This window comes from Pantoea osteomyelitidis, from assembly GCF_044342975.1.
Lineage (GTDB): Bacteria > Pseudomonadota > Gammaproteobacteria > Enterobacterales > Enterobacteriaceae > Pantoea > Pantoea osteomyelitidis.
The window spans coordinates 89,389-112,616 of the sequence record NZ_JBGFSN010000006.1 but is presented as its reverse complement, the minus strand read 5'-3'; the positions used below and the strand labels follow the sequence as shown (position 1 = coordinate 112,616).

Here is a 23,228-nt window from a genome sequence, read left to right as displayed (position 1 = left end):
TTATTAACGTTCAAACTGACCAAATTCCTGCTGAAGCAGGCGGTTTTGCGAGAGACGGGCTGAGAGCCTTGGTCCCAGGCGCTCTACTACTGCAGAAAGGAGAAGGTTGAAAAGGCAGCTCACGGGGGCAAGAGAATCCCAGAAGTTACCGGTATCAGTTTTTACCTGTAACAAATCAACCGGATAATCCCTTGCCCAAGGGCACCAGATATCAGTCACCAGTGCCATGGATACGCCGCGCTCCGTTGCCACGCGGCAGAACTGTCTCGCAACCGTTGAATAAGCACGCGTGTCCGTCAGCACGACGTAAGGTTTTTCATATTCAGAGTTAAGCGATTCAAGCCAGCTTCCGGAACTCCCATCGGCATACGTCACACGCGGACGCAGGTACTCAAGATGGCTGAAGAAGGTGTTGGCTACTCCTCTGGTTGACTGAATACCCAGGATGACAACCGCATCCGCGTCAGCTATCTGCTGGCTGATAGTGGCAAACACCTCAGTCTGCGCCAGCTGATAGACGTAACGGATTGCCTCCAGCTCCAGCTGAAGCGACTGATGAGCCCGGTCGGGCAGTGACTGCTGATGCGCCCAGGAATCAAGGCGGTCAATGACCCCCCAGTGCTTGTAAGGTGTGTTTGGCACGTCACGCAAAATATTTTTGACGTCCTCCAGATTGCGATAGCCCAGCTTTCTGAGGTAACGGCCGACAGTGATGCCGCTGGTACCGGTTACCTGCGCAATGCTGTCGGCTGTCTCAAAGGGGATCTGCTCCCTGTTATTCAGCAGCCATGAACTGATCCGTTTTTCACTGGGCGTCTGAGAGCTGTAAGCCGATTCGATTGTCTTGAAAAAATTTGTGTCCGCGTTCATTCCCGACCCAATGTTATTTTGTTGTCATTGCACCTGGTTCTGACATAAATTTCACAAAGCATGATGCGTGCCAGGTTTTGAACTAAAAGAATTCAAATAAATTTCATTAGGTTATTTTTTATCTGGTTGTTGTTGGCAATTTATCTGAATGGGGCTGAGCGTAATACCGGTGCAACACCAAGGGCATTTGCCTCACATCAGTGCAACGTTTGATCACAAGAGTTTTGACGGGAAGCAGCGTTCTGTTCCCGTCCAGTCCGATGGTTAACTACTGTAAAAGCCAGCAGCCAGAAGCTGCCGCATCGTCTGCTGGATTCGGTACGTTAACACCTTGCACACGGCACTGAATTTGCCTTTCTGTTACTGGGTGTTGTCGCATGGATGCGCTATGTCAGCCGTAAAAATGAACAGGGAATGCCAGTTAAGGTGGTTAATCCCCTTACTGCGTAGCTTTAGCGAAGCAGTACCTGAATAGCGAAGAGTTTGACCGACCTTAACTGGCATCAAAGCAGATATTTGATGATGAACTGCCCGCAGATTTAATCTTTGTAAATAGTGTGATGAAGGCTTACCGTTTTTTGAAAGAAACCGGGGTTTTTATAATATCCAGTCATCACTTTCCCCTCGGTTATTCAGACCGAAATGCCTCATCACTCATCGCCGCTAAAATAGTTTTTAACGGATCAGGCCGGGATGTACTGCATGCCCCATTTGTTGAGGATTTTTTGCAGAGAGCCGTCTTGTTTCATGCTCTCAATCGCCTGATTGATTTTCAGCAACAATGGCTCATTACCTTTGCGTAGTGCAAAAGCGATCGGTGCCACTTTCGTTGACTGATAGCTTTCTACGACGTGCATTCCTTTAAGCGCGCCGATACTGGCTTGCCCTTTTATAATAGGATAATCGTTCATACCCACTGAAACCCGTCCCAAAGAGACGTCGCGGGCCAGATCCGCTGCGCTCTCATAAAACTTGATCTCTTTGGCTACATTCATTTCAGAGATACGCCGGCCATAGTCAGTGCCGGCCATAATACCAATCGCTTCGCCTTTAAAATCGGCGGGTGAGCGGTACTGTTTTTTATTGTCGTCCCGGGCATAAATACCTTCGCCAACACTGGTTATGCCGTCAGAAAAATCAACTTTCGTTTTTCGCTGGTCGGTTGGGGACATACCCGCCACAATCATATCGATCTTGTCAGAAAGCAGTGACTGCAACAAAGTTGAAAAAGGTATGGCATTAAAACTCACTTCAAAACCGGCGCGTTTTGCCACTTCCTGCGCAATTTCAGGCATGAATCCTTCAAATTTGCCGGACTCCATATCCATAAAACAGGTAGGGCGACTGGAGGGAGTCGACCCCGCCAGAAGCTTCAGGGTTTCGGCTTGAGCACTGACACTGAGCAGGTTGACGCAAAGCGCACCCGTTACCATCAGCTGTGAAAATCGCAAAAAGCCCCTTTTACAGGCATCACTGGCGGCGGAATATGACATCGTTGACATATTTACTCTCCGTATAAAAGTTAAGCATGGCTGATAACAAAACGTGACGGAACGCAGTATGTGCGGACTTAACATCTGAACTCCGTTTGATGGAATACCACTGTCGGTTGGGTCTGTGAGAGCAAACTACTTAACTGCGGAATACCGCTGCTTCAGGTTCTCAGTGCTCTTATTACTAATACTTTGTGAAGGATATTTGAAAAATAAACCTATAGAAATTAGTGAAATAAAGGCAATGGCTGCGACGTAATAGACCAGCGCAAAGGGGCCTGACCAGCCTATCAGGGACGCAGCAACAAGCGGTGCCGTTCCGCCAAAAAGCGCGGTGCCAGTGTTATAAGCAATCGCGCCTGCCGTCGTTCGCATTTCCGCCGGGAACATATCGACCAGGCTGATCGTCATTCCGCTGGTAACCATAGGGAATATCATTACCGGCACAATGGCGGCAATAATGGCGCTCGTCAGCGTACCCTGTTGTGCAAAAGTGAAGGCAAAGAACATCGCCGGGATAATCAATATACAACCCAGCATCAACCAGCGTTTTCGGCCGATGACATCACTCAGGTAGCCATGTAACAACGTGCTGAAGATAAGTACAAACTGAGAAACAAGCACCGCCAGTGCGGCATCCGGTTTCGCCATGCCGATAAAAGTTGTCAGATAGGTGGCAAAGAATCCCAGCATCAGATAATTGGGCAGGGTATGGCTCATCAGAATCGAGATGAACACCAGGATGTTTTTCCACTGTGAACGAAGCACCACCAGCATGGAGGGTGGCCTGATGTTCTTTTCAATTCGCATCTGCTCAACTGCTTTGAACTCGGGACTTTCGTCCAGCTTGCGCCGAATCAACAGGCCAACCAGTCCGAGAGGCAGACCGATGGCAAACATCACACGCCATCCCCAGGACTCCATTTGTTCAGGTGTAATCAGTGACGACAGCAGTGTGAACAGACCCATCGCAATCACTGTTCCGATGTATGCGCCTATAGGAGAAAAAGAAGCGCGGAAGGCGCGTCGCCGCTGATTACTGTTTTCAACAATGTAATCCGTTGCAGTAGCGTATTCGCCTCCGGCGAAGAACCCCTGAATCAAACGGCAGATGATGAGCAGAACGGTGGCTGTTGTGCCTGCCTGGTCATATGTCGGAAGCAAAGCCGTCAGGCCGGTTACGATGCTCATGCCCGTAATAGTGATCATTAATACTGAACGTCTTCCCCAGCGGTCACCAGCCAGCCCAAGGACAATCCCCCCAATCGGGCGCACAAGAAAGCTTGAGGCATAGACCAGCAAAACAGCCAGTAATGCGGTGAGGGGAGCATCCTGAGGAAAAAAGATGCGAGATATCACGCTGGCAAGAAGACCGTAAATCGCAAAGTCGAGAAATTCCACCAGATTACCAGCCACTGCGCCTATTAACGTTTTACGCTGCATCTCAGCGGTTACCGCCGGAAGCTTTACTGAAGTAGTCATTGTTAACTCCATCATCACCGCAAAAACACGGACAGTTGAACGTGATGGAATAAGCATTGCACTCATTCCACTATACGGCATGGCATTCCGTCTTTTACGTTAATTGAGCAAAAATTGAACGTCAACAGTCTGGTAATAGGAGTTCTTTATGGATCACACTTAGAGATGTTCTGCGAAAGTAAATGGCTTTTACCACTATATCTATAAAAAACAATCAGATGAGAAGAGATGTGATGAAAAATGGCAGGTTTTTGATGGTGCCTGCCATGTGATATTAGCTTTTGAGGCTCTTCTGAAAGCCGATGGACTGAGCGGCTTTTACCGTCAGGTTACCCCAGTGATCAATTTTATTTTCCTGATAGCGGGAGTCAGGCATTGAAATGCAGATACTGGCAACAGGCTGATGCGCCGCATCAAAAATGGGTGCACCAATAGCAAAGATGCCTGAGCGATAATAACCCCGGTTGACCGAATAGCCACGCTCACGGACCCGCTGCAGCTCCTGTTTCAGCTCTGCGGGATCGGTGATAGTCGACGGGTTAAAAGCATTCAGACCCGCATCTATAATCTCATCGATCCGTTTTTCCCCCAGAAAGGCCATGATAGCCATTCCGTTCGCGGTCGAATAAATAGGAGCAATATCGCCTACCGGGCTTACCGCCCGCACCGGATGGGGACTTTCGAGGCGATCGAAAACTACAACGGCACCGCTACCGTCATATACGGAGACGTACACCGTTTCTTGGGTGGCATCGCGTAATTCTGCCATAGGCCCCTGTACTGCAGAAGCCAACCCGCCTCCAGCCAGTTCATTGGGACGCACAGCCAGTACCCGTGGACTGATCGTCCAGCGGGGCATATCGCCTTCCAGAAGGCGTAGCCAGCCAGCTTCATGGAATGTCCATAAAATACGCTGCACGGTTGTCTTTGGCATCGCCATCATTTTTGACAGCTCACCCACGCTTACGGGCTGCTTTTCAGACACCATTTCTAGCACTTTAAGACTCTTAATCAGACTTTGCATAATAAAAAGCGTTACCTTTCAACAGGGTTAGCATCAGCAGACTTCTGGTTTGCTGTGCCATAATATGGCACAGCAAATATGTTATGGCTTCTCATTTCACCCTTCTGGTTACTTTAAATACGATTTTTGCCGCATTTCTGTGCTTGCATGTCTGTCAAATCCATGACAACTTAAATATATGGAATGGCATTCCGTATTATGGAACGTTTAAGCATATCACTGATTCCTTGTATAGAAACAATTCATGAGGCCTGTTTATGCCTGTCAAAAAATCTATTTTTTCTGATGATTTTAAAGAACTGCCTTACTGGTGGGAGCAGTGGACACCTGCGGATGCCATTCCTGCTACTGTCCCGGCTGAAACGGAATATGCCATTGTCGGCGCAGGTTATGCGGGACTCTGTTGTGCGCTTGAGCTGGCAGGAGAGGGCAAACACGTCGTAATCTTAGAGGCCGGATTACCAGGCGAAGGGGCCAGTACCCTGAGCGGTGGTCAGGTTACGGGGGGCATTAATGTCGGTAAAACAATGTCGTCAAAAAAAGGCATCGGGAAAGGCGATGACGCTCTGAAACGAGCCATGCTGACAGAAGCCGCGCAGGGATACCGCTACCTTGAGGCGCTAATCAGGCGTTACGACATACGGTGTGATTATCAGCAGAATGGCAGAATCGCTGCGGCCTGGATCCCCGAGCACCTTAATAACTGGAAAAAAAGGCTGCCGCTTCTCAATGAAGTCAGCCAGGTTCGGGCAAAAATTCTTACGCCTGACGAGATGCGCGAGGAAGTGGACAGCCCGAGCTATCACGGCGGTGTGCTTATTGAGCGTGGCGGACATCTTAATCCGGCGCTTTACTACGCCGGTATGCTAGATGCCGCCCGTTCAGCAGGCGTTACCGTCTGCAGCCGTTCAGCGGTAATGCGAATAATAAAAGAAGGAGCGCATTATCGTGTGATCTCGCAGCGGGGAAATATTCAGGCGCGTCACGTCATTATTACCACAAATGGCTATACCGGCGCTGAAACCGGTAGCCTGCACCAGCGGATTGTACCGGTAACCAGCCATCAGATTGCCACCGCACCTTTGCCGGAAGCACTCCGGAAAAGTGTGATCCCGCATAATCGCGGTATTGCGGAGACACAACGGGTTACGCATTATTTTCGCTATTCTCCGGACGGCACCCGCCTTCTCTTCGGCGGCCGTGCCCGCTTTTATCCGTTAAGTCGCCGGCAGTCTGCGCAGGTTTTGCATGCGCATCTGATCCAGCGTTTCCCTCAACTTAGAGACATCAAGGTCAGCCACAGCTGGGGAGGTAAAGTCGCCGTCACGCTGGATTATCTGCCCCACATTGGCAGAACGGCGGAAGGACTCTATTACGCTCTGGGCTGTAACGGAAGCGGTGTGACAATGATGAGCTGGCTCGGTCACCGCCTGGCCCGACACCTTATTGAGAACACACCTCTGCAGACAAGCCCTTACGGGACTTCTCCACTGCCGGGCCATCCTCTCTATCATGGAAATACCTGGTTCATACCTTTACTGGGCAGTTATTACCAGGTTCGTGACTATCTGGACAAATCCACTTATCAGCAGAAGTTCTGAAACTTTTACCGGTCTGTATCAGCGAAGCAGGAGGGACGATGGGTTTACGTATAGGCGTTGACATCGGGGGGTCGTTTACAGACTTCGCCGTATTTAATGAAGACACGGGAAAGCTACAAAGCTTGAAAGTCTTTTCCCGTCCTGATGAACCCGGTCAGGAGGTGCTTCTCGGCTTGCAGGAATTGAGCAGCCGTTACGGCATCAGCCCGGCTGATATCAGTTACTTCACTCATGGCACCACCGTGGGTGTAAATGCCGTTGTGCAGAAAAAGGGGGCAAAGCTGGGTTTGATCACTAACCGCTATTTTGAGGATGTGCTGGCGCTGGGAAGACTGAAAACACCGGATATGTACAGCCTGCACTCACTCAGACCCGAGCCGCTTATCGCACGTGAGCATGTCTTTGGAATAGATGGGCGGCTGGATGCTGCGGGCAATGAGCTAACAGCAATTGATTATGAAAGCGTAAAGCTGGTCATTGAGGGGCTGTTACGTTCAGGTTGCGAAGGGGTGGTGATTTCGCTGTTACATGCTTACCGTAATCCGCAGCATGAACACCAGGTCAAAACTATTATTCAGGATCGGATCCCCGGCTTCTTTGTCTGTTGCTCCAGCGATGTCTGGCCAACCATACGTGAATTTGAGCGCACGCAAACGGCCGTGATTAGCGCTTATGTTCAGCCACGTGTATCACACTATGGGCGCGCTTCAGCAGGCATTGAATCAGGCGGGCGTCAGTGCTGAGCTGAAGGTCACCAAATCTAATGGTGGCGTCATGAGTGCGGAAAGCGGTAAATCAGAGTGCGTTCAGATGATCCTTTCAGGCACGGCGTCAGGAGTGATAGGTGCTGCATGGGTTGCAAGGCAGTGCGGCAGACCAGACGTTATGAGCCTGGATATAGGTGGCACAACTGCTGATGTCGCACTGATCGTAAAGGGTCAGCCACAGTACGATACGGGGGAATACATCGGAGATTATCAAATCCACATTCCCTCCGTCTCGGTAACCTCTATTGGCGATGGCGGAGGGTCAGTTGCCCGCGTCGATCAGTTTGGTGTACTGAAAGTGGGGCCGGAAAGCGCGGGCTCAACGCCAGGTCCGGTATGTTATGGCCGGGGCGGCACACAGCCGACGATTACGGATGCATTCGTCACGCTCGGGATCCTGGGGCAGGCAAAACTGGGCTACAACGCTGTTGATGTCGATATCGCTGCCGCAAAAGCTGCAACAGGAACACTGGCAGAAAAACTGTCCCTCACAGCAGAAGCGACAGCAGAAGCGATAATCAATGTTTCTGTCTCAGGCATGTACGCCGGTATCAGCCGCCTGGTTTCACGCTTCGGCATTGACCCCCGGTCATTTTCTCTGATGCCTTTTGGCGGGGCCGGTCCAATGATGGCCTGCTATCTTGCCCGGGCAATGAACATGCGCGAAGTACTGGTTCCACTTACGCCCGGCGTGCTGAGCGCACTGGGCGGTCTGGTCGCCGATGTCAAAAACGACTTTGTGCGAATTACCTATTACGACCTTACGCCCGAAATCTTAACGGCACTTGAAAAAGAGTGCGAGGCACTGGAAAACAAGGCCCGCCTCTGGCTGAGCAATGAAACAGACGACAGTGCAAAAGGACACTTCACCCTCTCAGCGGAGATGCGCTACAAGGGGCAATCTTTTGAAATCGAAACACGCCTGAACCGTTCGGATATTTCACAAGGTGAAATAGCATCCATTCGCGACGCTTTTCATCAGGAGCATACACGGTTATATGGTTACAGCGATGCGCAGGCACAGATTCAGGTTGTCTCCTTACGGCTCGTCGTCAGTCATGAAACCCCCAAGCCTCAGCTTGAACCTTTGCCGGAAACCGTCAAAGCACCGTTTGCCACAGACCAGATTGATGTCTGGATGGAAGGGCGCTATCACACCGTACCGCTTTATAAGCGGGAGCATTTAACCAGCGGGCAGCAGTTTTCCGGCCCAGCCGTGATTGCTCAGGAAGATACCACGGTTACCGTCCTGCCGGGATTTGACGCACGCGTCGATGCACTGGGCAACCTGATCCTGACTGACATTCACCATAACGTTTAATTCGGGAGGCACTGCTATGAGTTTTGACCCATCCGGCCTGCAAATCCTGGCTAATTACTGCGTCGCAGCAGCAGAGAGCATGGCCCATACTCTGGTGCGTACCGCACATTCGACATTTATAAAAGAGACTGAAGATTTTTCCTGCGCACTTCTGACGCCGGAAGGACTGGCTTTTGCCTCCCCGAAAACACTGGGCGCCACCTGGTATATTGGTCTCGATTATGGCCCGGTGCTGGGCATGATAGAAGATTACAGACCCGGCGATGTGGCTATGACCAATGATGCCTACAGCGGTAATGTCGCGACTCACAGCCCGGATATGGTGATGTGGAAACCGATATTCTGGCAGGGCAAACTCGTCTGCTTTGTTGGCGGCCATATTCATAATACCGATGTCGGAGGTGCGGTTCCGGCATCGCTGTCCAGAACGCTGACAGAAATCCATCAGGAAGGTGTTCGCATTCCCCCGACCAAAATCGTGCGCGAAGGCGTACTGGATGACGCATTACTGAATCTGCTGAAAATCAACGTTCGTGCGCCAGAGCAAAATACTGGCGATCTGCATGCTCAGCTGGCCATGCTGGCAAATGGTGAAAAGCGTGTACTGGAAATGGTCGCTCATTTCGGCGTCGACTATTTTTCACAAGGCATGTACGCCCTGTTGGATTACGCAGCCATGCAGGCTGCAAGTGTGCTTGAAACGATCCCGGAAGGAGATTACTTCTTCGCTGAATATGCGGATGAAGACAGCGTGAATGGTAAGCCCATGCGCGTCGCCATGACACTGAAAATCCGTGGTGGGAGTGCCGTCCTCGATTATACCGGTAGCGACCCTCAGCTTCTTTCTTCGCTCAATATGCCAACGGGTGGGATGACCCGACACGCGCTTGCTCTTGTCGGCTATCACTATGTTCTCTATACGCTGAATCCCGACATATTGCTCAATGCAGGACTGGATCGTGTTGTGGAATGTGTTCTGCCGCCGGGGACAGTAATGAATGCCGTTTATCCAGCCGCGGTGGGTATGCGCAGTCTGACCTGCAAACTTACTCATGTACTGACTTTCGGCGCCTTTTCCCAAGCCATTCCGGATCGACTTCCCGCCTGTGCTGCCTGTGGGCTCGCTATTTTGAATGTTAAAACAACAGATCCTCATGGACGTACCATTATTGCTTCCATTGGTCCCGTTGGCGGTGGTGCAGGCGGTATGCCTTTTGATGACGGCGAAGAGGGTTCTGGTGCGAATGTTGCTTTCCTGCGTAATACGCCGGTTGAGATCAACGAAGCAGAAGTGCCAATCCGTATTAATCGTTACTGTCTGGTTCCGGATTCAGGCGGTGCAGGACGTTACCGTGGCGGGCTGGGACTGATGATGGAATTTCAGGTTTTTGCCCCAAATACTATCGTAACGGCGAGAAACCGCGATCGTACACATTTTGCTTCGTGGGGTGTTCTGGGTGGAAAAGCGGGCAGTAATGCCATATTTTCCCGTAATCCGGACAGTAGTAAGGCTGAAATACTGGGCAACAGCGACATCATCCAATGTCAGGCAGGCGATATCATCAGACTCATCGGGGCTGGCGGGGGGGGTTATGGCTCGCCTCTGGAACGCGAACCGGAACGTGTACTTGCTGATGTTAACAGCGGCTACGTTTCGGCAGCACAGGCAGAAAAACATTACGGTGTAATTATCCGTAATGGTGAGATAGATAACCCACGAACGTCGGCTTTACGAGCCTCTTTGTCTGAAAATGAACCGAGTATTCAAGCGCATTTTGATTTTGGGTCGTGGCGCATCGCTTTTGAAAAAAAATGGACACATGAACGATACGCAGCACTGACAGAAATTCTGGCCTCGCTGCCGGTTAACTGGCGCTTTTTTGTGAAGCACCAGCTTTTTGAATTGCTTGAAACGAGAGAAACACAGGGGCAATTCGCTGACGGGAAAGAAGGGATTCATGAACTCTTTGATGATTTAAAAAACAGATATCCGGAGCTACAGACATTTTGACGCTCGTCCTGGATCCAGAGTCTGAACAGAGTGTTAAATAGCAAAAAACAGCATGATGTGAATATGAGCGCGCTCAGCTTTTTTTCACACGGCTTGTAATGAGGTTATCCCCTGTTTTTGTGGATAAGAAGCCTATAGCTGACAGACAGAACCTAACAATACCTGCCTCGCCTCTGCGTCTTAAAGAGCTGTGCGCAAACAGGCAGGTTTTTTTGGCTGTTTTAGTTGGCCACTACAAACATACCGAAAATCAATAAATGCTGTGATTGGCTATGAATTAAGTAAGACTGACTTCATTCCCCAAACAATCTGAAATTTTATGTTCGTTCAGGACGATATACTTCTTCTATACCAAAGGAAGAAGGTTAATCCAATGATTTTTAAACCGAAGTTCATAAGTCTTGATTGTTACGGAACACTCATTAACTTTGAGATGGGGCCAACGGCGAAAAAACTCTTCACTGATCGCGTTAATGAAAAGCGGATGCCTGCGTTTCTTGAAAGCTTTCGCTTCTATCGACTTGATGAAGTTCTGGGTGACTGGAAACCCTTTTTTCAGGTTATCGAGAACGCCATCCAACGGGCGTGCAAAGCGCACGGAATCGAATACCGTTCTTCTGACGCACAAGCGCTCTATGATGCTGTGCCAACCTGGCAGCCTCATCCTCATGTCGTCGAGACACTGGAGGTGGTTGCACGACATATTCCGTTAGTGATTTTGTCGAATTCGATGGTTGATCTCATCCCACACAGTGTCGCGCATCTTAAGGCCAGCTTCCACGCTGTATACACTGCTGAAGATGCTCGCGCTTACAAGCCGCGTGCCCAGATCTTCGAATATATGTTCGACAAATTGGGTTGCGGGCCTGAGCAGATGATGCACTGCTCGTCTAGCTTTCGTTACGACATGATGACGGCGTCTGACCTCGGTTTCATGGCCAAAGCATTTATTGATCGCGGCCACGAACCTGCTTTTGATGGGTACGGTGTGAGCCGGCTGACTGATTTCCGTCAGCTTACTGCCTTGCTGGGACTTGATCTTTAAATCGGAGCGGCAAGATGAAGCGAGGATTAGAATGCTGAAGGTACACTCGCAAGTGACCGATGCGGCCGAACTGAGTACAGAAGCCCCAAGTATTCCCCTCTCAGAGGTGCAGTCTATAGTAGCAAGACTGTATGGAATCGAAGGCACTGTCAGTCAGTTGGCTGGAGAGCGCGACCAGAATTGCTGCATCGAGCAAAGGGATGGGACACGATATGTCTTTAAGATCAGTAATCAGTCTGAATCTGCATCGGTTGTAGATTTCCAGATTGCTGCACTTAATCATGTCGCTGAGGTCTCTCCTGATCTGCCTATTCCACGTATTATCCGGACATTGAGCGGACAAAGCTGTGAAAAAATTTCGTTAAATAACGGGGCGTGCACAACTGTTCGGATGCTTTCTTATCTGGAAGGGCTACAGATTAAAGAAACGGTTCGAACACCTGAGCAGCGTCGCACCATGGGGACTTGCCTGGCAAAGCTGGATTTGTCCTTACATGATTTTTCACATCCTGCCGCCAGCCACGACCTTCTTTGGAACGTATCGGCCGCGCATCGATTGACTGATCAGCTGGAGTGCCTTGTAAATCCTGAAAATCGCAGGCTTGCCTCTGAATTTATGGCACGCTTTAAAAAGTATGTATTGCCTCTTCTTTCATCGCTCAGGACCCAGGTGATACATAACGATTTTCATCTTTATAATGTGCTCGTCGCGCAGGAGGAGCAGGATCGCATCACTGGTATCATCGACTTTGGAGACATGCTGTATGCGCCATTGGTAGGAGAAGTGGCAACCGCAGCAGCCTTTCATATGACAGGATGTGCTGATCCGTTTGAGGGGCCTGCTCAGTTTGTCGGGGCCTACCACAAGGAATGTGCACTCACTGATATGGAGCAGGAAATCCTTGCCGATCTCATGGCAACGCGCCATCTCATTACAGCCCTGATTTCGGAATGGCGGGTTATCCAATATCCCGACAACCGCGCCTATATCATGCGTCACAATCCCGCCGCATGGGAAGCCCTGTCACAAATGGCAGACATATCCCGCGAGAATGCGCGCGATCGGCTGTTATCCGAAACTTAAAATGGTAGAAATCGATGAAAAGCACGACAGATCTTAATATGGTGAATGCGTACATTCCCGGTCTTGCCGACGTGGAACCTGCTACTGCGGAGATGATCCAACGACGCGATAAGCTTCTGGGACCCGCCTATCGCCTTATGTATGAGCATCCTTTGCATATCGTACGCGGTGAAGGCGTCTGGCTCATTGATTCTGAAGGTCGCCGTTACCTCGACATTTACAATAATGTGACCTCGCTGGGGCATTGTCACCCGGCCGTGAGCGAGGCGATTTGCAAGCAGGTCCAGACCCTCGCGACTAATACCCGCTATTTGCATGACACAATTCTGGAGTTGGCCGAACGCTTGCTGGCAACCGTTCCTGAAACAGAACTGGCCCATCTCATGCTTACATGCACCGGCAGTGAGGCGAACGACCTCGCCTATCGCATCGCAAAGATACGCACTGGCGGCACCGGCATTATCGTCACCGAGACAGCTTATCATGGTATCACTGACGCAGTTTCTCTGTTCTCGCCATCACTGGGAACGGCGGTCGACCTCGGCCCCCACGTGCGTATGGTGCCTGCGCCTCGCCAATACCATGCCGATGGTGCTGATCTGGGCGACCGCTTCACCCGAGACGTCGAAGCCGCAATCGCCGATCTGCAGCGTCATGGGATCAAACCAGCCGCATTGATTGTCGACTCACTGTTTACAAGTGATGGTATCCTTCCCGGGCCGACAGGTTTCCTGAAAGGTGCGGTCGATGCAATTAAGCGGTCTGGCGGCCTGTTCATTGCTGATGAGGTACAGCCCGGTTTTGGACGGACAGGAGAGCATATGTGGGGATTCCAGCGTCACGGTGTTATTCCGGATATCGTCACTATGGGCAAACCGATGGGTAATGGTCAACCAATTGCAGGACTGCTGGCGACTACTGACGTATTGGAGGAGTTCGGCCAGCGCTCCCGATACTTCAATACCTTCGCGGGTAATACAGTTTCGTGTGCAGCAGCCTTAGCCGTTTTGAAGACGATCGAGAAGGATGACTTGATAGCTCACGCGCGCGAAGTTGGAAAGCGCCTTCTTGATGGTATTTCAGCACTCGGCGATCGTCACCAAGCCATCGGTAATGTGCGTGGGGCAGGGCTCTTCGTGGGCGTGGAACTGGTGTCTGATCGCCAGTCGCGTACCCCTGATCGCTGGCTAACAAGCCAGGTTGTGAACCGGATGCGTCAGAAGGGAATATTGCTGAGCGCCTGTGCAATGGGACACAACGTCCTGAAAATCCGCCCTCCGTTGGTGTTGACGCGTGAGCATGCGGGGATGATCATAAGCGCGATCGATGAAGCGTTAAAGGACGCGACGGCAGCGAAAGATGTTCAGTCTAATAAGAGGTCATGAACAGTTAATGCCATCTTCAAAACCCTTGGACCGTTTCGACATCAGGATTATCGAGCTGCTTCAGCGCGATGGTCGTTGTTCAAACCTTGAACTGGCCGAGAAAATAGGCCTCAGTGCCAGTCCGTGCTTGACGCGTACCAAACGCATGGAACAAAGCGGTATCATCTCGGGCTACAGAGCACAGGTCACGCTAGACAAATTGGGGAGCAATGTTGTGGTATTTTCTGAGATCACCCTGATGAGTCACTATCCAGCTGATTTTCGTAAGTTCGAGATGGGCACAAGCAAGTACCATGAAATTGTTGAATGCTACAACGTCAGCGGTGGTTACGATTATCTGCTTAAAATAATCGCCCCTAACGTTTCCATGTTTCAGGAGTTGATGGAACGTTTACTGGAAGATGAAATCGGTATAGCGAAATTTGCCAGTCGTATTGTATTACGTCAGCCTTATCAGCGGCGCGTGGATCCTTTGACCGTCATTGCTACGGGTGGTTCGAGTTGGAAGTAAGACTGCATATCATTAACTGTGAACAGAATTCGTTATCGAAGGAAATGTCTGCTCTTCCGTCAAAAAAGAAGACATATAAGTATACCAGGTTATTTTTGTTGGTAAAAAACTAACGTAATAATTATTCTCATTTGCAACAAAATGGAATCATGTTGTTACCCAATAACTTAACTGGTTACATCTTTTGACATAGTGCTGCGCAAAAATTTTCAGTGCTTTTTTAAAGCGGAAACAGGGAGAAAACTCAGGGGGTTTTGACAGGTAGTACGTGTACGGCATGGCTCAGTTGCAGCGCGATCTGACAAACCTGCTGGCTGCCAATGCTTTCGGTGTGTTTGTGCCATCCGTGGCGTCAACAAGGCGGGCAGCAACGAATTCTTTGAGGGGAAGGGGATTATCTCTTTGAGCTAGCCGAGATGAGGGATTTAGCCTGCAAAATGATGATCCTTTCCTGCCCGACCTGTTTGCCGATCCGCATCTGAAAAACACGCAAATCCTGTTTAAAGCGGGTGAATACGTAGAAATTTATTTCTGTGGCATACGGTTCTTTCGTCGGATGTTAACTGTCGGGCGGGCAGTGATGCATCAGAGCGCTAAAGCCTGTCCTCATATACACTTCGGTTTGTTATTAAACCTTCCTGTATAAAGGAGAACAGTATGTCAGTATCTGCACGTAATCAGTTGCCCGGCAAAATTTCCGCCGTTCGTCCCGGCTCTGTTAATGATGAAATTGAAATTTCATTGGATAAGGGTGGGAAACTCGTCGCCGTGGTGACCAGCAGTAGCAGAAGCACCCTGGGTCTGGAACCGGGTAAAGAAGCGGTCGCGCTTATTAAAGCGCCTTGGGTTATCCTGGCGACTGAGGATAGCGGTTTGCTTTTTTCAGCCCGTAACCAGTTTCCCGGCAATGTCACTGCCGTGGAAAGAGGCGCTGTAAACGCTACCGTTCATATCCTTACAGATGAGGGCCTTACCCTGACCTCTGTCGTCACGAATGAAAGCATAGAAGAGATGCATCTTAGCGAGGGCAAAAGGGTCATCGCTCTCGTTAAGGCCTCTTCCGTGCTGCTTGCGGTTAAAAAACCCTGACGCGAACCTGTCAGAACGGTTTTAGTTTTTTTATTAAAGGACGACACCTGACTGTCGTCCTTTAATAACTACTGGCATAACCGATATTAAAATAATGCACCACCCCGTGTGGATTTACCTTACTCACAAACAGCGAATGGCAGGGCCGGAATGAAACCAGACTGAAACCCGACGTAAACGGTATCTGCCTGCTCAGGCGTTCACTTGACAGCAGTTTCGATGCAGAAGGGTGCCAGACAGGTTCCTTGATAGCCAGAGCCCACTACAAAACTCGCCAGCCATCGTTAAAAACTTCAGATTTGTAACAGGCCACAAAACATGTTTTTCAGCGTGGCGGAAAACGTATCCCTGTTACTCTGTCCCAGCGCATCAGCATCGGCGATCGCACCGTAGGTCATGGTCAATAGTAATCTTGCCGCACAGGGTAAATCTACCGCCGTACCGATAACGCCCGCTTGTCTGGCTTCCCGGAGGCGTTCGGTTATTAATGCTGTGATTGCCAGATATTTTTCTTCGAGCATTGTTGCAACTTCAGCATTGCGCATTCCCTCCGCCATGATTTCCACCACCAGCGCACGTTGTGCCTTATCTTCCTCAGTCACCTTTAGAAAAGATTCGACCAGATAATCAACAAGCTTTTCTTCCGCAATGGGCTCGCGAAAATGTACCAGCGCACGTTCCTGATCTTCCTGAATAATAGCCTGAATCAACGCCTCTTTTGAGGGAAAGTGATGGTAAAGGGTGCCAGGGCTAATATCACATGTTTTACAGATGGTTTTCATTGATGTGCTGTGAAACCCATTAATAGAAAAACATTGCCGTGCCGCAATCAGCACACGTTCAGGCGTAGAGAGAACTATGTTTTGCGTCATTCCGTTTCCAGATCAATTCAGTGGCTCGTAACAGGCATTGTAAAAGAGTTATCCGGGAAGACACACATTGGCGCTGAAACTTTGGTTTTTTGCATCCCACGTGCGAAAACCTTCCGGGAACAAGATTAAAATAACTCGAACGAACGTTCGATTGAACAAAAAAGACCAAAAGTCAATCGTGTAATTTTATGTTTTGTGAACAAAGTCTCGCTCTATAACTTGCAATATAAAATTTTATGATCGTCATTTGAGAACGTCACGCCACGAATTCTTCCGGTTGGAGCTTCATGTTAAGTCTGTGAACCCGCTTTCTGGTGAATCTCTTCTGGTTGTAGGTTTGGTCAGTTAACGGGTAACCCAGGCTTTTCCCCTGTTTTACTTTTAAGGAGCTTTACCATGTTACGTCCTACTGAAACGGTGTCCCGCGAAATCAAACGACTCGATGGTCTTTGGTCATTCTCACTCGATGCAGAGAATACCGGGTTAAAGCAAGGCTGGTGGCGTCAGGGCTTACCTGTGTGTCGTACTATTGCCGTGCCGGGAAGTTATAACGACCAGTTTGCCGACGCGGAAATTCATGACTATGTAGGGAATGTTTGGTATCAGCGGGAAGTTCGTATTCCACGCGGCTGGGATGATCGCCGCATTGTGCTGCGGTTTGATGCCGTAACCCACCGGGGAAGTGTATGGGTTAATGATCACTTTGTGATGGAGCATCAGGGCGGGTATACCCCTTTCGAAGCGGACATCAGCCATCTGATAACAGTCGGAGAAACGGCACGCATTACTGTCTGCGTCAATAATGAACTTAGCTGGCAAACCATTCCACCGGGTATAGTCACTCAGCAGGAAAATGGTAAAAAACAGCAGTCATATTTTCATGACTTTTTCAATTATGCGGGTATTCACCGCAGCGTGATGCTCTATACCACACCTAAAACATACGTTCAGGACATCACGGTGCTGACCGATGTTGCTGCTGACAGAAAGCAAGCAACCCTGTCATGGAGTGTTGTCTCCAGCGGAGATATTCAGGTCGAATTACGCGACAGGAAGCAACAGAAAATTGCTACAGGTCACGGTGCGACAGGCCTGTTTGTAATGGATAAACCTCATCTCTGGGAACCGGGTGAAGGGTATCTGTATGAACTCTGGGTTTCCAGCGAAGCTGACGGTGAGCGCGATGAATATCCGGTACGGGTCGGTATCCGTTCAGTTACTGTCAGAGACGAGCAGTTTCTGATCAACCATAAACCTTTTTATTTTACGGGCTTTGGCAGGCACGAGGATGCGGACTTCCGTGGGAAAGGATTCGATCCTGTTTTGATGGTTCATGACCATGCCCTGATGAACTGGATTGGTGCCAATTCCTACCGTACGTCTCATTACCCTTATGCCGAAGAAATGCTCGACTGGGCTGACGAGCATGGCATCGTGGTCATAAACGAAACTGCCGCGGTTGGTTTTAATCTGTCACTGGGTATTGGTTTTGATGAGGGTGAAAAACCCAAAGAGCTTTATAGCGAAGAAGCGGTTAACGGTGAAACGCAGCAAGCCCATTTACAGGCAATTAAGGAACTGATCGGACGCGACAAAAATCATCCGAGCGTGGTTATGTGGAGTATCGCTAACGAGCCGGATACGCGTCCTGATGGCGCCCGGGAATACTTCGAACCTCTGGCTAAGGCTACCCGTGAATTAGATCCATCACGTCCGGTTACCTGCGTTAACGTAATGTTCTGCGATGCCGAAACCGACACCATTACCGATCTCTTCGATGTGGTCTGCCTGAATCGCTATTACGGCTGGTACGTACAGTGCGGCGATCTGGAGAAGGCTGAGCGGGTATTAGAACGTGAGCTGCTGGCGTGGCAGTCAAAGCTACACCGGCCAATTATTATGACGGAATATGGCGTCGATACGCTGGCAGGGCTGCACTCAGTTTATAACGATATGTGGAGTGAAGAGTATCAGTGTGCATGGCTTGAGATGTATCACCGGGTATTTGATCGCGTCAGCGCAGTGACCGGAGAACAGGTGTGGAATTTTGCCGATTTCGCCACTTCACAAGGCATTATGCGGGTCGGCGGAAATAAAAAAGGCATTTTCACTCGCGATCGTAAGCCAAAATCTGCCGCTTTTATGCTGAAAAAACGCTGGAAGGAGATGTCATTTGGCGAAAAGCCAGTTCAGGGAGAGAAGGAATGAGCCAACAATTGTCATGGCGAACCATTATCGGCTACAGTCTGGGCGATGTAGCCAATAATATCGCCTTTGCCATGGGCGCACTGTTCCTGCTCAGCTATTATACCGACGTCGCAGGCGTCGGTGCCGCTGCTGCCGGAACCATGCTTTTGGTGGTGCGCGTTTTTGATGCCTTTGCCGATATTGCTGCAGGACGTATTGTGGACAGCGTAAATACGCGCTGGGGTAAATTCCGCCCCTTTTTATTGTTTGGCACAGCACCGCTGATGCTCTTCAGCGTGCTGGTATTCTGTGTTCCGAGTGAATGGAGCCATACCAGTAAAGTCATTTACGCTTATGTGACCTATATGGGGCTGGGACTCTGTTACAGTCTGGTCAATATTCCTTACGGATCACTGGCGACCGCGATGACACAGCAGCCTCAGTCACGCGCCAGGCTGGGTGCAGCGCGTAGCGTGGCAGCGGCAATGACGTTTGTCTGCCTGGCATTTATTATCGGACCCAAAATAAGTGGCGTTAGCCTGTCAGAAATACAATCCATTTATTTTGACTGGACTGTGACCCTGGCATTGACGGGCCTGATTCTCTATTTTATCTGCTTTAAATCTACACGGGAAAATGTAGTGCGTATTGTCGCACAGCCTTCACTGCATATCAGTTTGCAGACGCTAAAGAGAAACCGGCCGCTGATGCTGTTGTGTTTAGCCGCCCTGTGTATCCTGATTTCAACGTTCGCCGTCAGCGCCTCATCACTGTTCTACGTACGCTATGTATTAAATGATGTCGGGTTATTTTCGGTATTAGTTTTAGTGCAGATGCTGGTAGGCACGCTCGGTTCAGCGCCGCTGGTCCCACGGTTTGTCAAACGCATGGGTAAGAAGAACACCTTTCTTGTCGGTGCAGGCATCGGAACCCTGGGGTATCTGCTGTTTTATTTGTTGTCAGATCAGACACCGCTTTACGCATTAACGGCTCTGGCCATTGCTTCCATCGGACAAGGGATCTCAATGGCTGTCATGTGGGCACTGGAAGCCGACACGGTGGAATATGGTGAATATTTAACGGGCGTGCGTATCGAAGGCCTGACCTACTCGTTTTTCTCTTTTACACGCAAATGTGGTCAGGCAATTGGTGGATCGTTTCCTGCCTTTATTCTGGGAATGAACGGATATATTGCCAATCAGGCACAAACACCTGAGGTCATTACAGGAATAAAAATATCAATCGCACTGGTTCCTTGCCTGTTTATGTTAATAGCGCTAGGCATTATCTGGTTTTATCCCCTTACGGATAAAAAATTCAGTGAAATCATGCAGGAAATTGATATTCGCAAACGCGCACAGCAGCAGTTAATTAAGGATTTTAATCAATAAGCGCCTCGTACAAATTAAAAATTCCAGGGTTAACTCATGAAAAAAATTGCGAACATCGCAGTGATGACTGTCGCTGTGCTGACAACCTGTACCTCTGTTTATGCCGGACAAATGAAGGAAGACGAATCAGCCTTCAGAATACGCTTAAAAAATGAGTTGCGCCGAGCGAATAAACCCAGCGCAGGAAATGCAAAAGATATTTATGCCTGGGTGCAGGGAGCGTTGATTGATTTCAGGAGTGGTTACTATCAGGATTATATCCGTGTGGAAGGGGGAGCTTATTATGTTTATAAACTGGGTGCCCGCGAAGATATGAGTACGCGCTGGTATCTTGATAACCATGACAGTTTTGGCTTTGCGCTGGGTGCCGTAGATATTAAACCTTCAGACAATATGTCAATAAAAGTTGGGCGTTTTGGTACCGACTACGGCTATGGCAGTTTACCCTGGCGTATCCCGCTCATTGCCGGTAATTCGCAACGAACATTACCGACAGTTTCGGAAGGGGCACTGGGTTATTTTGCACTGTCACCTAACCTTGAGTTTTGGGCGATGTGGCGTACACGGGTATTCAACTGGACGGATTCAGCAACCGGCATTCGTGATGAGGGCGTTTACAATGCGACAACGGGTAAGTATGACAAGCATCGTCCGCGAACGTTTCTGGCAGCAAGCTGGCATGATAAAAGCAGCCGCTATTCTGTTGGTGCCTCAGTTCAGCAGGACGTCTCAACGCAACTGCAAACTATTCTGGAAAAGCGGTTTGAGATAAATGATAAATATGCATTAAAAAGTGAACTGCTGGGTCTTTATGTACATCTGGATGGCCTGAGCCGCTCTGAAACATTACCTGATGAAACCTCGCTCGTCAGCGGACAACTGACCTGGACAACCCCGTGGGGGAACCTGTTTACCAGTGCGGGTTATATGCAACATTCAGTCAGCGGCGCAATAGTGGATACTGATATTGGATACCCTTTTTCGTTGAGTCTTGATCGTAATCGGGAAAATATGACGTCATGGCAGGCCGGAGTCAGTTATAACCTGTCAGCATCAACCAGCATTATTTTCGCACCAATATTGACACATGGCTATGAATCAAATCGTCAGGATGTAAAAATAAAAGGCGCAGGTCTTCTGGGTGGAATAAATTACAGGCAGACAAAGGGTGCGCTAAAAGGGTTAAACTTTTTCCTTGCAGCAGACAAAGGCAAAGAGAAAAGAAACGGTAGCGTTTTGGGTGACAGACTCAACTACTGGGATGTAAAGCTGAGCGTTCAATACGATTTCACTTTAAAATGAAAGCGATTTTCCTCCTGCAATAATAAACAGTAAATCCTGGAAGATGCAATCAAATAAATAAATTACGCGCTTTTGAAAAAAATCACTGGCATGTCAATGCTCAGGTTAATTACTTTGCCAATTAACTTTTTAATACAATGGAATTTAAAATAATTCTGCTATGAAGCTTTGACTTACGACCTTCGAAGGAGTTTATTTTGGAAAAAAATATTGCAACCGCATCGTTAAATGTAGCCCGGCCAGCATGGACTTCAGCGCGTCTGGTCCCCCGCATCGTGCATCTTGGCTGTGGCGCCTTTCACCGGGCACATCAGGCCTTTTATACACATCAACTGCTCGCCAACAGTGACAGTGACTGGGGTATTTGCGAAGTCAGCCTGATGCCAGGTAACAGCACTGGAATGATCGCTACGTTAAAAGCACAAAATTTTTTGTATTGCGTCGCGGAGCAGGATGCAACAGATACTCAGTTAACGGTTATTGGTGCAATAAAAGAAGCACTACATCCAGAAACAGACGGGTGTGAGAGTATCTTACATGCAATGACACGCCCGGAAACTGCCATTGTCTCCCTGACGATCACAGAAAAAGGATACTGCTTTGATGCTTTTCGTGGCCAGCCTGACTTTACACACCCGTTGATTCAACACGATCTTGTCTCTCCTGAGCGGCCTCAATCTGCAGTGGGTTATATTGTTGAGGCACTGCGCAGAATACGCCAGTCGGGGCAGCAGCCTTTCAGCGTTTTATCCTGTGATAATTTGCGTGAAAACGGTCGCGTCACCCAGGCCGTTGTGTTGGGGCTGGCACACGCGCGGGATCCGGACCTGGCTAAATGGATTGCCGCTCACGTTACTTTTCCCTCAACGATGGTTGACCGTATTGTACCTGCCTCAACGGAAGAGAGCAGGCGACATGTTGCGCTCAGACTAGGTGCTGATGATCCGTTGGCTGTGACTTGTGAACCCTATCGTCAGTGGATAATTGAAGACAATTTTGTCAAAGGAAGACCGGCCTGGGATCGGGTCGGTGCACAGTTTGTAACTGACGTCGTTCCGTATGAAATGATGAAATTACGCATGCTGAATGGCAGCCATTCTTTCCTTGCCTATCTTGGCTGCCTTGACGGCTATGACACTATTGCCGCCACCCTCAGTCACCCGGCGTATTCCAAGGCTGTGCTGGCGCTGATGCTGAAAGAACAGGCACCCACACTAAAACTGCCATACGACTATGATCTTCAAAATTACGCACAGACTCTTCTTCGCCGGTTTACTAATGCAGCACTGAAACACAGCACTGAACAAATCGCGGCTGATGGCAGCCAGAAGCTGCCGCATCGTCTGCTAGATTCGGTACGTTATCACCTCGCACACGGCAGTGAATGTGCCTTACTGATGCTGGGAGTTACCGCATGGATGTGCTATGTCAGCCGTACAAATGAACAGGGAATGCCAGTTAAGGTGGTTGACCCGCTTACTGAGCAGCTCGCTGCAATAGTAAAGCAGTCCCTGGATACCGAAGCGTCCGTCCGGTCTTTACTGGCGTTAGAACAGGTTTTTGGTAGTGACCTGCCCGCAGATTTACGCTTTGTAAATGGCGTGCTGAAAACTTACCGTAGGCTGAAAGAAACCGGGGCTAAGGCTACAGTGCTGTCGATACTGACCGCGTCTGAAAATTAGCATCGCTAACATTGAGCAAGAAACTGTATAGGCTGCCTAAATGTAGCGACTGCTGCTCCGATCGCTACCCTATAAAAGCAGCCAGAAAATCATCTGCACGGTGAGGGCTAA

General features: G+C 49.4%; 18 protein-coding genes. 13 read left to right on the top strand and 5 right to left on the bottom strand.

Translation table 11 applies throughout. The annotated features are described in order from the left end of the window. Positions 1–3: 3 nt before the first annotated feature. The 4 genes from ABU178_RS16580 to ABU178_RS16565 all read right to left on the bottom strand — a co-directional run bounded on the left by ABU178_RS16580 (position 4) and on the right by ABU178_RS16565 (position 4,869). Positions 4–870, bottom strand: a complete 867-nt coding sequence (locus tag ABU178_RS16580) for a MurR/RpiR family transcriptional regulator (protein WP_397216889.1) — start codon at positions 868–870, stop codon at positions 4–6. 683 nt (positions 871–1,553) lie between these two features. After that, the gene (locus ABU178_RS16575) at positions 1,554–2,372 is read right to left on the bottom strand and encodes an ABC transporter substrate-binding protein (protein WP_397216887.1); all 819 of its coding nucleotides are present in this window, start codon (positions 2,370–2,372) and stop codon (positions 1,554–1,556) included. A gap of 126 nt (positions 2,373–2,498) precedes the next feature. Continuing rightward, positions 2,499–3,845 (bottom strand): MFS transporter, encoded by a 1,347-nt coding sequence (locus ABU178_RS16570; RefSeq protein WP_397216885.1) that lies wholly within the window; start codon positions 3,843–3,845, stop codon positions 2,499–2,501. Between the two features lie 274 nt (positions 3,846–4,119). Beyond that, positions 4,120–4,869: an IclR family transcriptional regulator gene (locus ABU178_RS16565; RefSeq protein ID WP_397216883.1), complete on the bottom strand. Its 750-nt coding sequence runs from the start codon at positions 4,867–4,869 to the stop codon at positions 4,120–4,122. 257 nt (positions 4,870–5,126) lie between these two features. On the opposite strand from ABU178_RS16565, the gene ABU178_RS16560 reads away from it, so the two are divergent. From ABU178_RS16560 to ABU178_RS16520, 9 genes are all read left to right on the top strand, one after another. After that, positions 5,127–6,470, top strand: coding sequence for an NAD(P)/FAD-dependent oxidoreductase (locus ABU178_RS16560; protein ID WP_397216881.1), 1,344 nt, complete (start codon positions 5,127–5,129; stop codon positions 6,468–6,470). 38 nt (positions 6,471–6,508) lie between these two features. Continuing rightward, positions 6,509–7,213, top strand: coding sequence for a hydantoinase/oxoprolinase N-terminal domain-containing protein (locus ABU178_RS16555; RefSeq protein WP_397216879.1), 705 nt, complete (start codon positions 6,509–6,511; stop codon positions 7,211–7,213). After that, on the top strand, positions 7,167–8,558 hold the full coding sequence (locus ABU178_RS16550) for a hydantoinase/oxoprolinase family protein (RefSeq protein WP_397216877.1): 1,392 nt from the start codon (positions 7,167–7,169) through the stop codon (positions 8,556–8,558). Before ABU178_RS16555 ends, ABU178_RS16550 begins: the two co-directional genes overlap by 47 nt. Positions 8,559–8,574: 16 nt before the next feature. Beyond that, on the top strand, positions 8,575–10,569 hold the full coding sequence (locus ABU178_RS16545; RefSeq protein WP_397216875.1) for a hydantoinase B/oxoprolinase family protein: 1,995 nt from the start codon (positions 8,575–8,577) through the stop codon (positions 10,567–10,569). A 373-nt stretch (positions 10,570–10,942) separates the two neighbouring features. Then, complete coding sequence (locus ABU178_RS16540) at positions 10,943–11,614, top strand: haloacid dehalogenase type II (RefSeq protein ID WP_397216873.1); 672 nt, start codon at positions 10,943–10,945, stop codon at positions 11,612–11,614. A 31-nt stretch (positions 11,615–11,645) separates the two neighbouring features. Next, the gene (locus tag ABU178_RS16535; protein ID WP_397216871.1) at positions 11,646–12,698 is read left to right on the top strand and encodes a phosphotransferase; all 1,053 of its coding nucleotides are present in this window, start codon (positions 11,646–11,648) and stop codon (positions 12,696–12,698) included. 14 nt (positions 12,699–12,712) lie between these two features. Continuing rightward, on the top strand, positions 12,713–14,083 hold the full coding sequence (locus tag ABU178_RS16530; RefSeq protein ID WP_397216869.1) for an aspartate aminotransferase family protein: 1,371 nt from the start codon (positions 12,713–12,715) through the stop codon (positions 14,081–14,083). Between the two features lie 7 nt (positions 14,084–14,090). Continuing rightward, positions 14,091–14,594: an Lrp/AsnC family transcriptional regulator gene (locus tag ABU178_RS16525; RefSeq protein ID WP_397216867.1), complete on the top strand. Its 504-nt coding sequence runs from the start codon at positions 14,091–14,093 to the stop codon at positions 14,592–14,594. 657 nt (positions 14,595–15,251) lie between these two features. Then, positions 15,252–15,683, top strand: a complete 432-nt coding sequence (locus tag ABU178_RS16520; RefSeq protein ID WP_397216865.1) for a molybdopterin-binding protein — start codon at positions 15,252–15,254, stop codon at positions 15,681–15,683. Between the two features lie 293 nt (positions 15,684–15,976). On the opposite strand, the gene ABU178_RS16515 is transcribed toward ABU178_RS16520, so the two are convergent. Continuing rightward, complete coding sequence (locus ABU178_RS16515) at positions 15,977–16,555, bottom strand: TetR/AcrR family transcriptional regulator (RefSeq protein ID WP_397216863.1); 579 nt, start codon at positions 16,553–16,555, stop codon at positions 15,977–15,979. 396 nt (positions 16,556–16,951) lie between these two features. On the opposite strand from ABU178_RS16515, the gene uidA reads away from it, so the two are divergent. The 4 genes from uidA (at position 16,952) to ABU178_RS16495 (ending at position 23,117) form a co-directional block, all read left to right on the top strand. Beyond that, positions 16,952–18,763 (top strand): beta-glucuronidase, encoded by a 1,812-nt coding sequence (uidA, locus tag ABU178_RS16510; protein ID WP_397216861.1) that lies wholly within the window; start codon positions 16,952–16,954, stop codon positions 18,761–18,763. Then, positions 18,760–20,133 (top strand): glucuronide transporter, encoded by a 1,374-nt coding sequence (gene uidB, locus ABU178_RS16505; RefSeq protein WP_397216859.1) that lies wholly within the window; start codon positions 18,760–18,762, stop codon positions 20,131–20,133. Before uidA ends, uidB begins: the two co-directional genes overlap by 4 nt. A 36-nt stretch (positions 20,134–20,169) precedes the next feature. Continuing rightward, entirely contained in the window at positions 20,170–21,435 is a 1,266-nt protein-coding gene (uidC, locus tag ABU178_RS16500) for a glucuronide uptake porin UidC (protein WP_397216857.1), read from the top strand. 197 nt (positions 21,436–21,632) lie between these two features. Further along, positions 21,633–23,117, top strand: a complete 1,485-nt coding sequence (locus ABU178_RS16495; RefSeq protein WP_397216855.1) for a fructuronate reductase — start codon at positions 21,633–21,635, stop codon at positions 23,115–23,117. Positions 23,118–23,228 lie beyond the last annotated feature (111 nt).

What these genes read in the sequence shown, in the direction of transcription:
- ABU178_RS16550 (WP_397216877.1), top strand. Translation starts at nt 7,167, where the DNA reads ATGGGCGCGCTTCAGCAGGCATTGAATCAGGCGGGCGTCAGTGCTGAG.
- ABU178_RS16520 (WP_397216865.1), top strand. Translation starts at nt 15,252, where the DNA reads ATGTCAGTATCTGCACGTAATCAGTTGCCCGGCAAAATTTCCGCCGTT.
- ABU178_RS16535 (WP_397216871.1), top strand. Translation starts at nt 11,646, where the DNA reads ATGCTGAAGGTACACTCGCAAGTGACCGATGCGGCCGAACTGAGTACA.
- ABU178_RS16515 (WP_397216863.1), bottom strand. Translation starts at nt 16,555, where the DNA reads ATGACGCAAAACATAGTTCTCTCTACGCCTGAACGTGTGCTGATTGCG.
- ABU178_RS16580 (WP_397216889.1), bottom strand. Translation starts at nt 870, where the DNA reads ATGAACGCGGACACAAATTTTTTCAAGACAATCGAATCGGCTTACAGC.
- uidA (WP_397216861.1), top strand. Translation starts at nt 16,952, where the DNA reads ATGTTACGTCCTACTGAAACGGTGTCCCGCGAAATCAAACGACTCGAT.
- ABU178_RS16545 (WP_397216875.1), top strand. Translation starts at nt 8,575, where the DNA reads ATGAGTTTTGACCCATCCGGCCTGCAAATCCTGGCTAATTACTGCGTC.
- ABU178_RS16570 (WP_397216885.1), bottom strand. Translation starts at nt 3,845, where the DNA reads ATGACTACTTCAGTAAAGCTTCCGGCGGTAACCGCTGAGATGCAGCGT.
- uidC (WP_397216857.1), top strand. Translation starts at nt 20,170, where the DNA reads ATGAAAAAAATTGCGAACATCGCAGTGATGACTGTCGCTGTGCTGACA.
- ABU178_RS16560 (WP_397216881.1), top strand. Translation starts at nt 5,127, where the DNA reads ATGCCTGTCAAAAAATCTATTTTTTCTGATGATTTTAAAGAACTGCCT.
- ABU178_RS16540 (WP_397216873.1), top strand. Translation starts at nt 10,943, where the DNA reads ATGATTTTTAAACCGAAGTTCATAAGTCTTGATTGTTACGGAACACTC.
- uidB (WP_397216859.1), top strand. Translation starts at nt 18,760, where the DNA reads ATGAGCCAACAATTGTCATGGCGAACCATTATCGGCTACAGTCTGGGC.
- ABU178_RS16555 (WP_397216879.1), top strand. Translation starts at nt 6,509, where the DNA reads ATGGGTTTACGTATAGGCGTTGACATCGGGGGGTCGTTTACAGACTTC.
- ABU178_RS16565 (WP_397216883.1), bottom strand. Translation starts at nt 4,869, where the DNA reads ATGCAAAGTCTGATTAAGAGTCTTAAAGTGCTAGAAATGGTGTCTGAA.
- ABU178_RS16530 (WP_397216869.1), top strand. Translation starts at nt 12,713, where the DNA reads ATGAAAAGCACGACAGATCTTAATATGGTGAATGCGTACATTCCCGGT.
- ABU178_RS16525 (WP_397216867.1), top strand. Translation starts at nt 14,091, where the DNA reads ATGCCATCTTCAAAACCCTTGGACCGTTTCGACATCAGGATTATCGAG.
- ABU178_RS16575 (WP_397216887.1), bottom strand. Translation starts at nt 2,372, where the DNA reads ATGTCAACGATGTCATATTCCGCCGCCAGTGATGCCTGTAAAAGGGGC.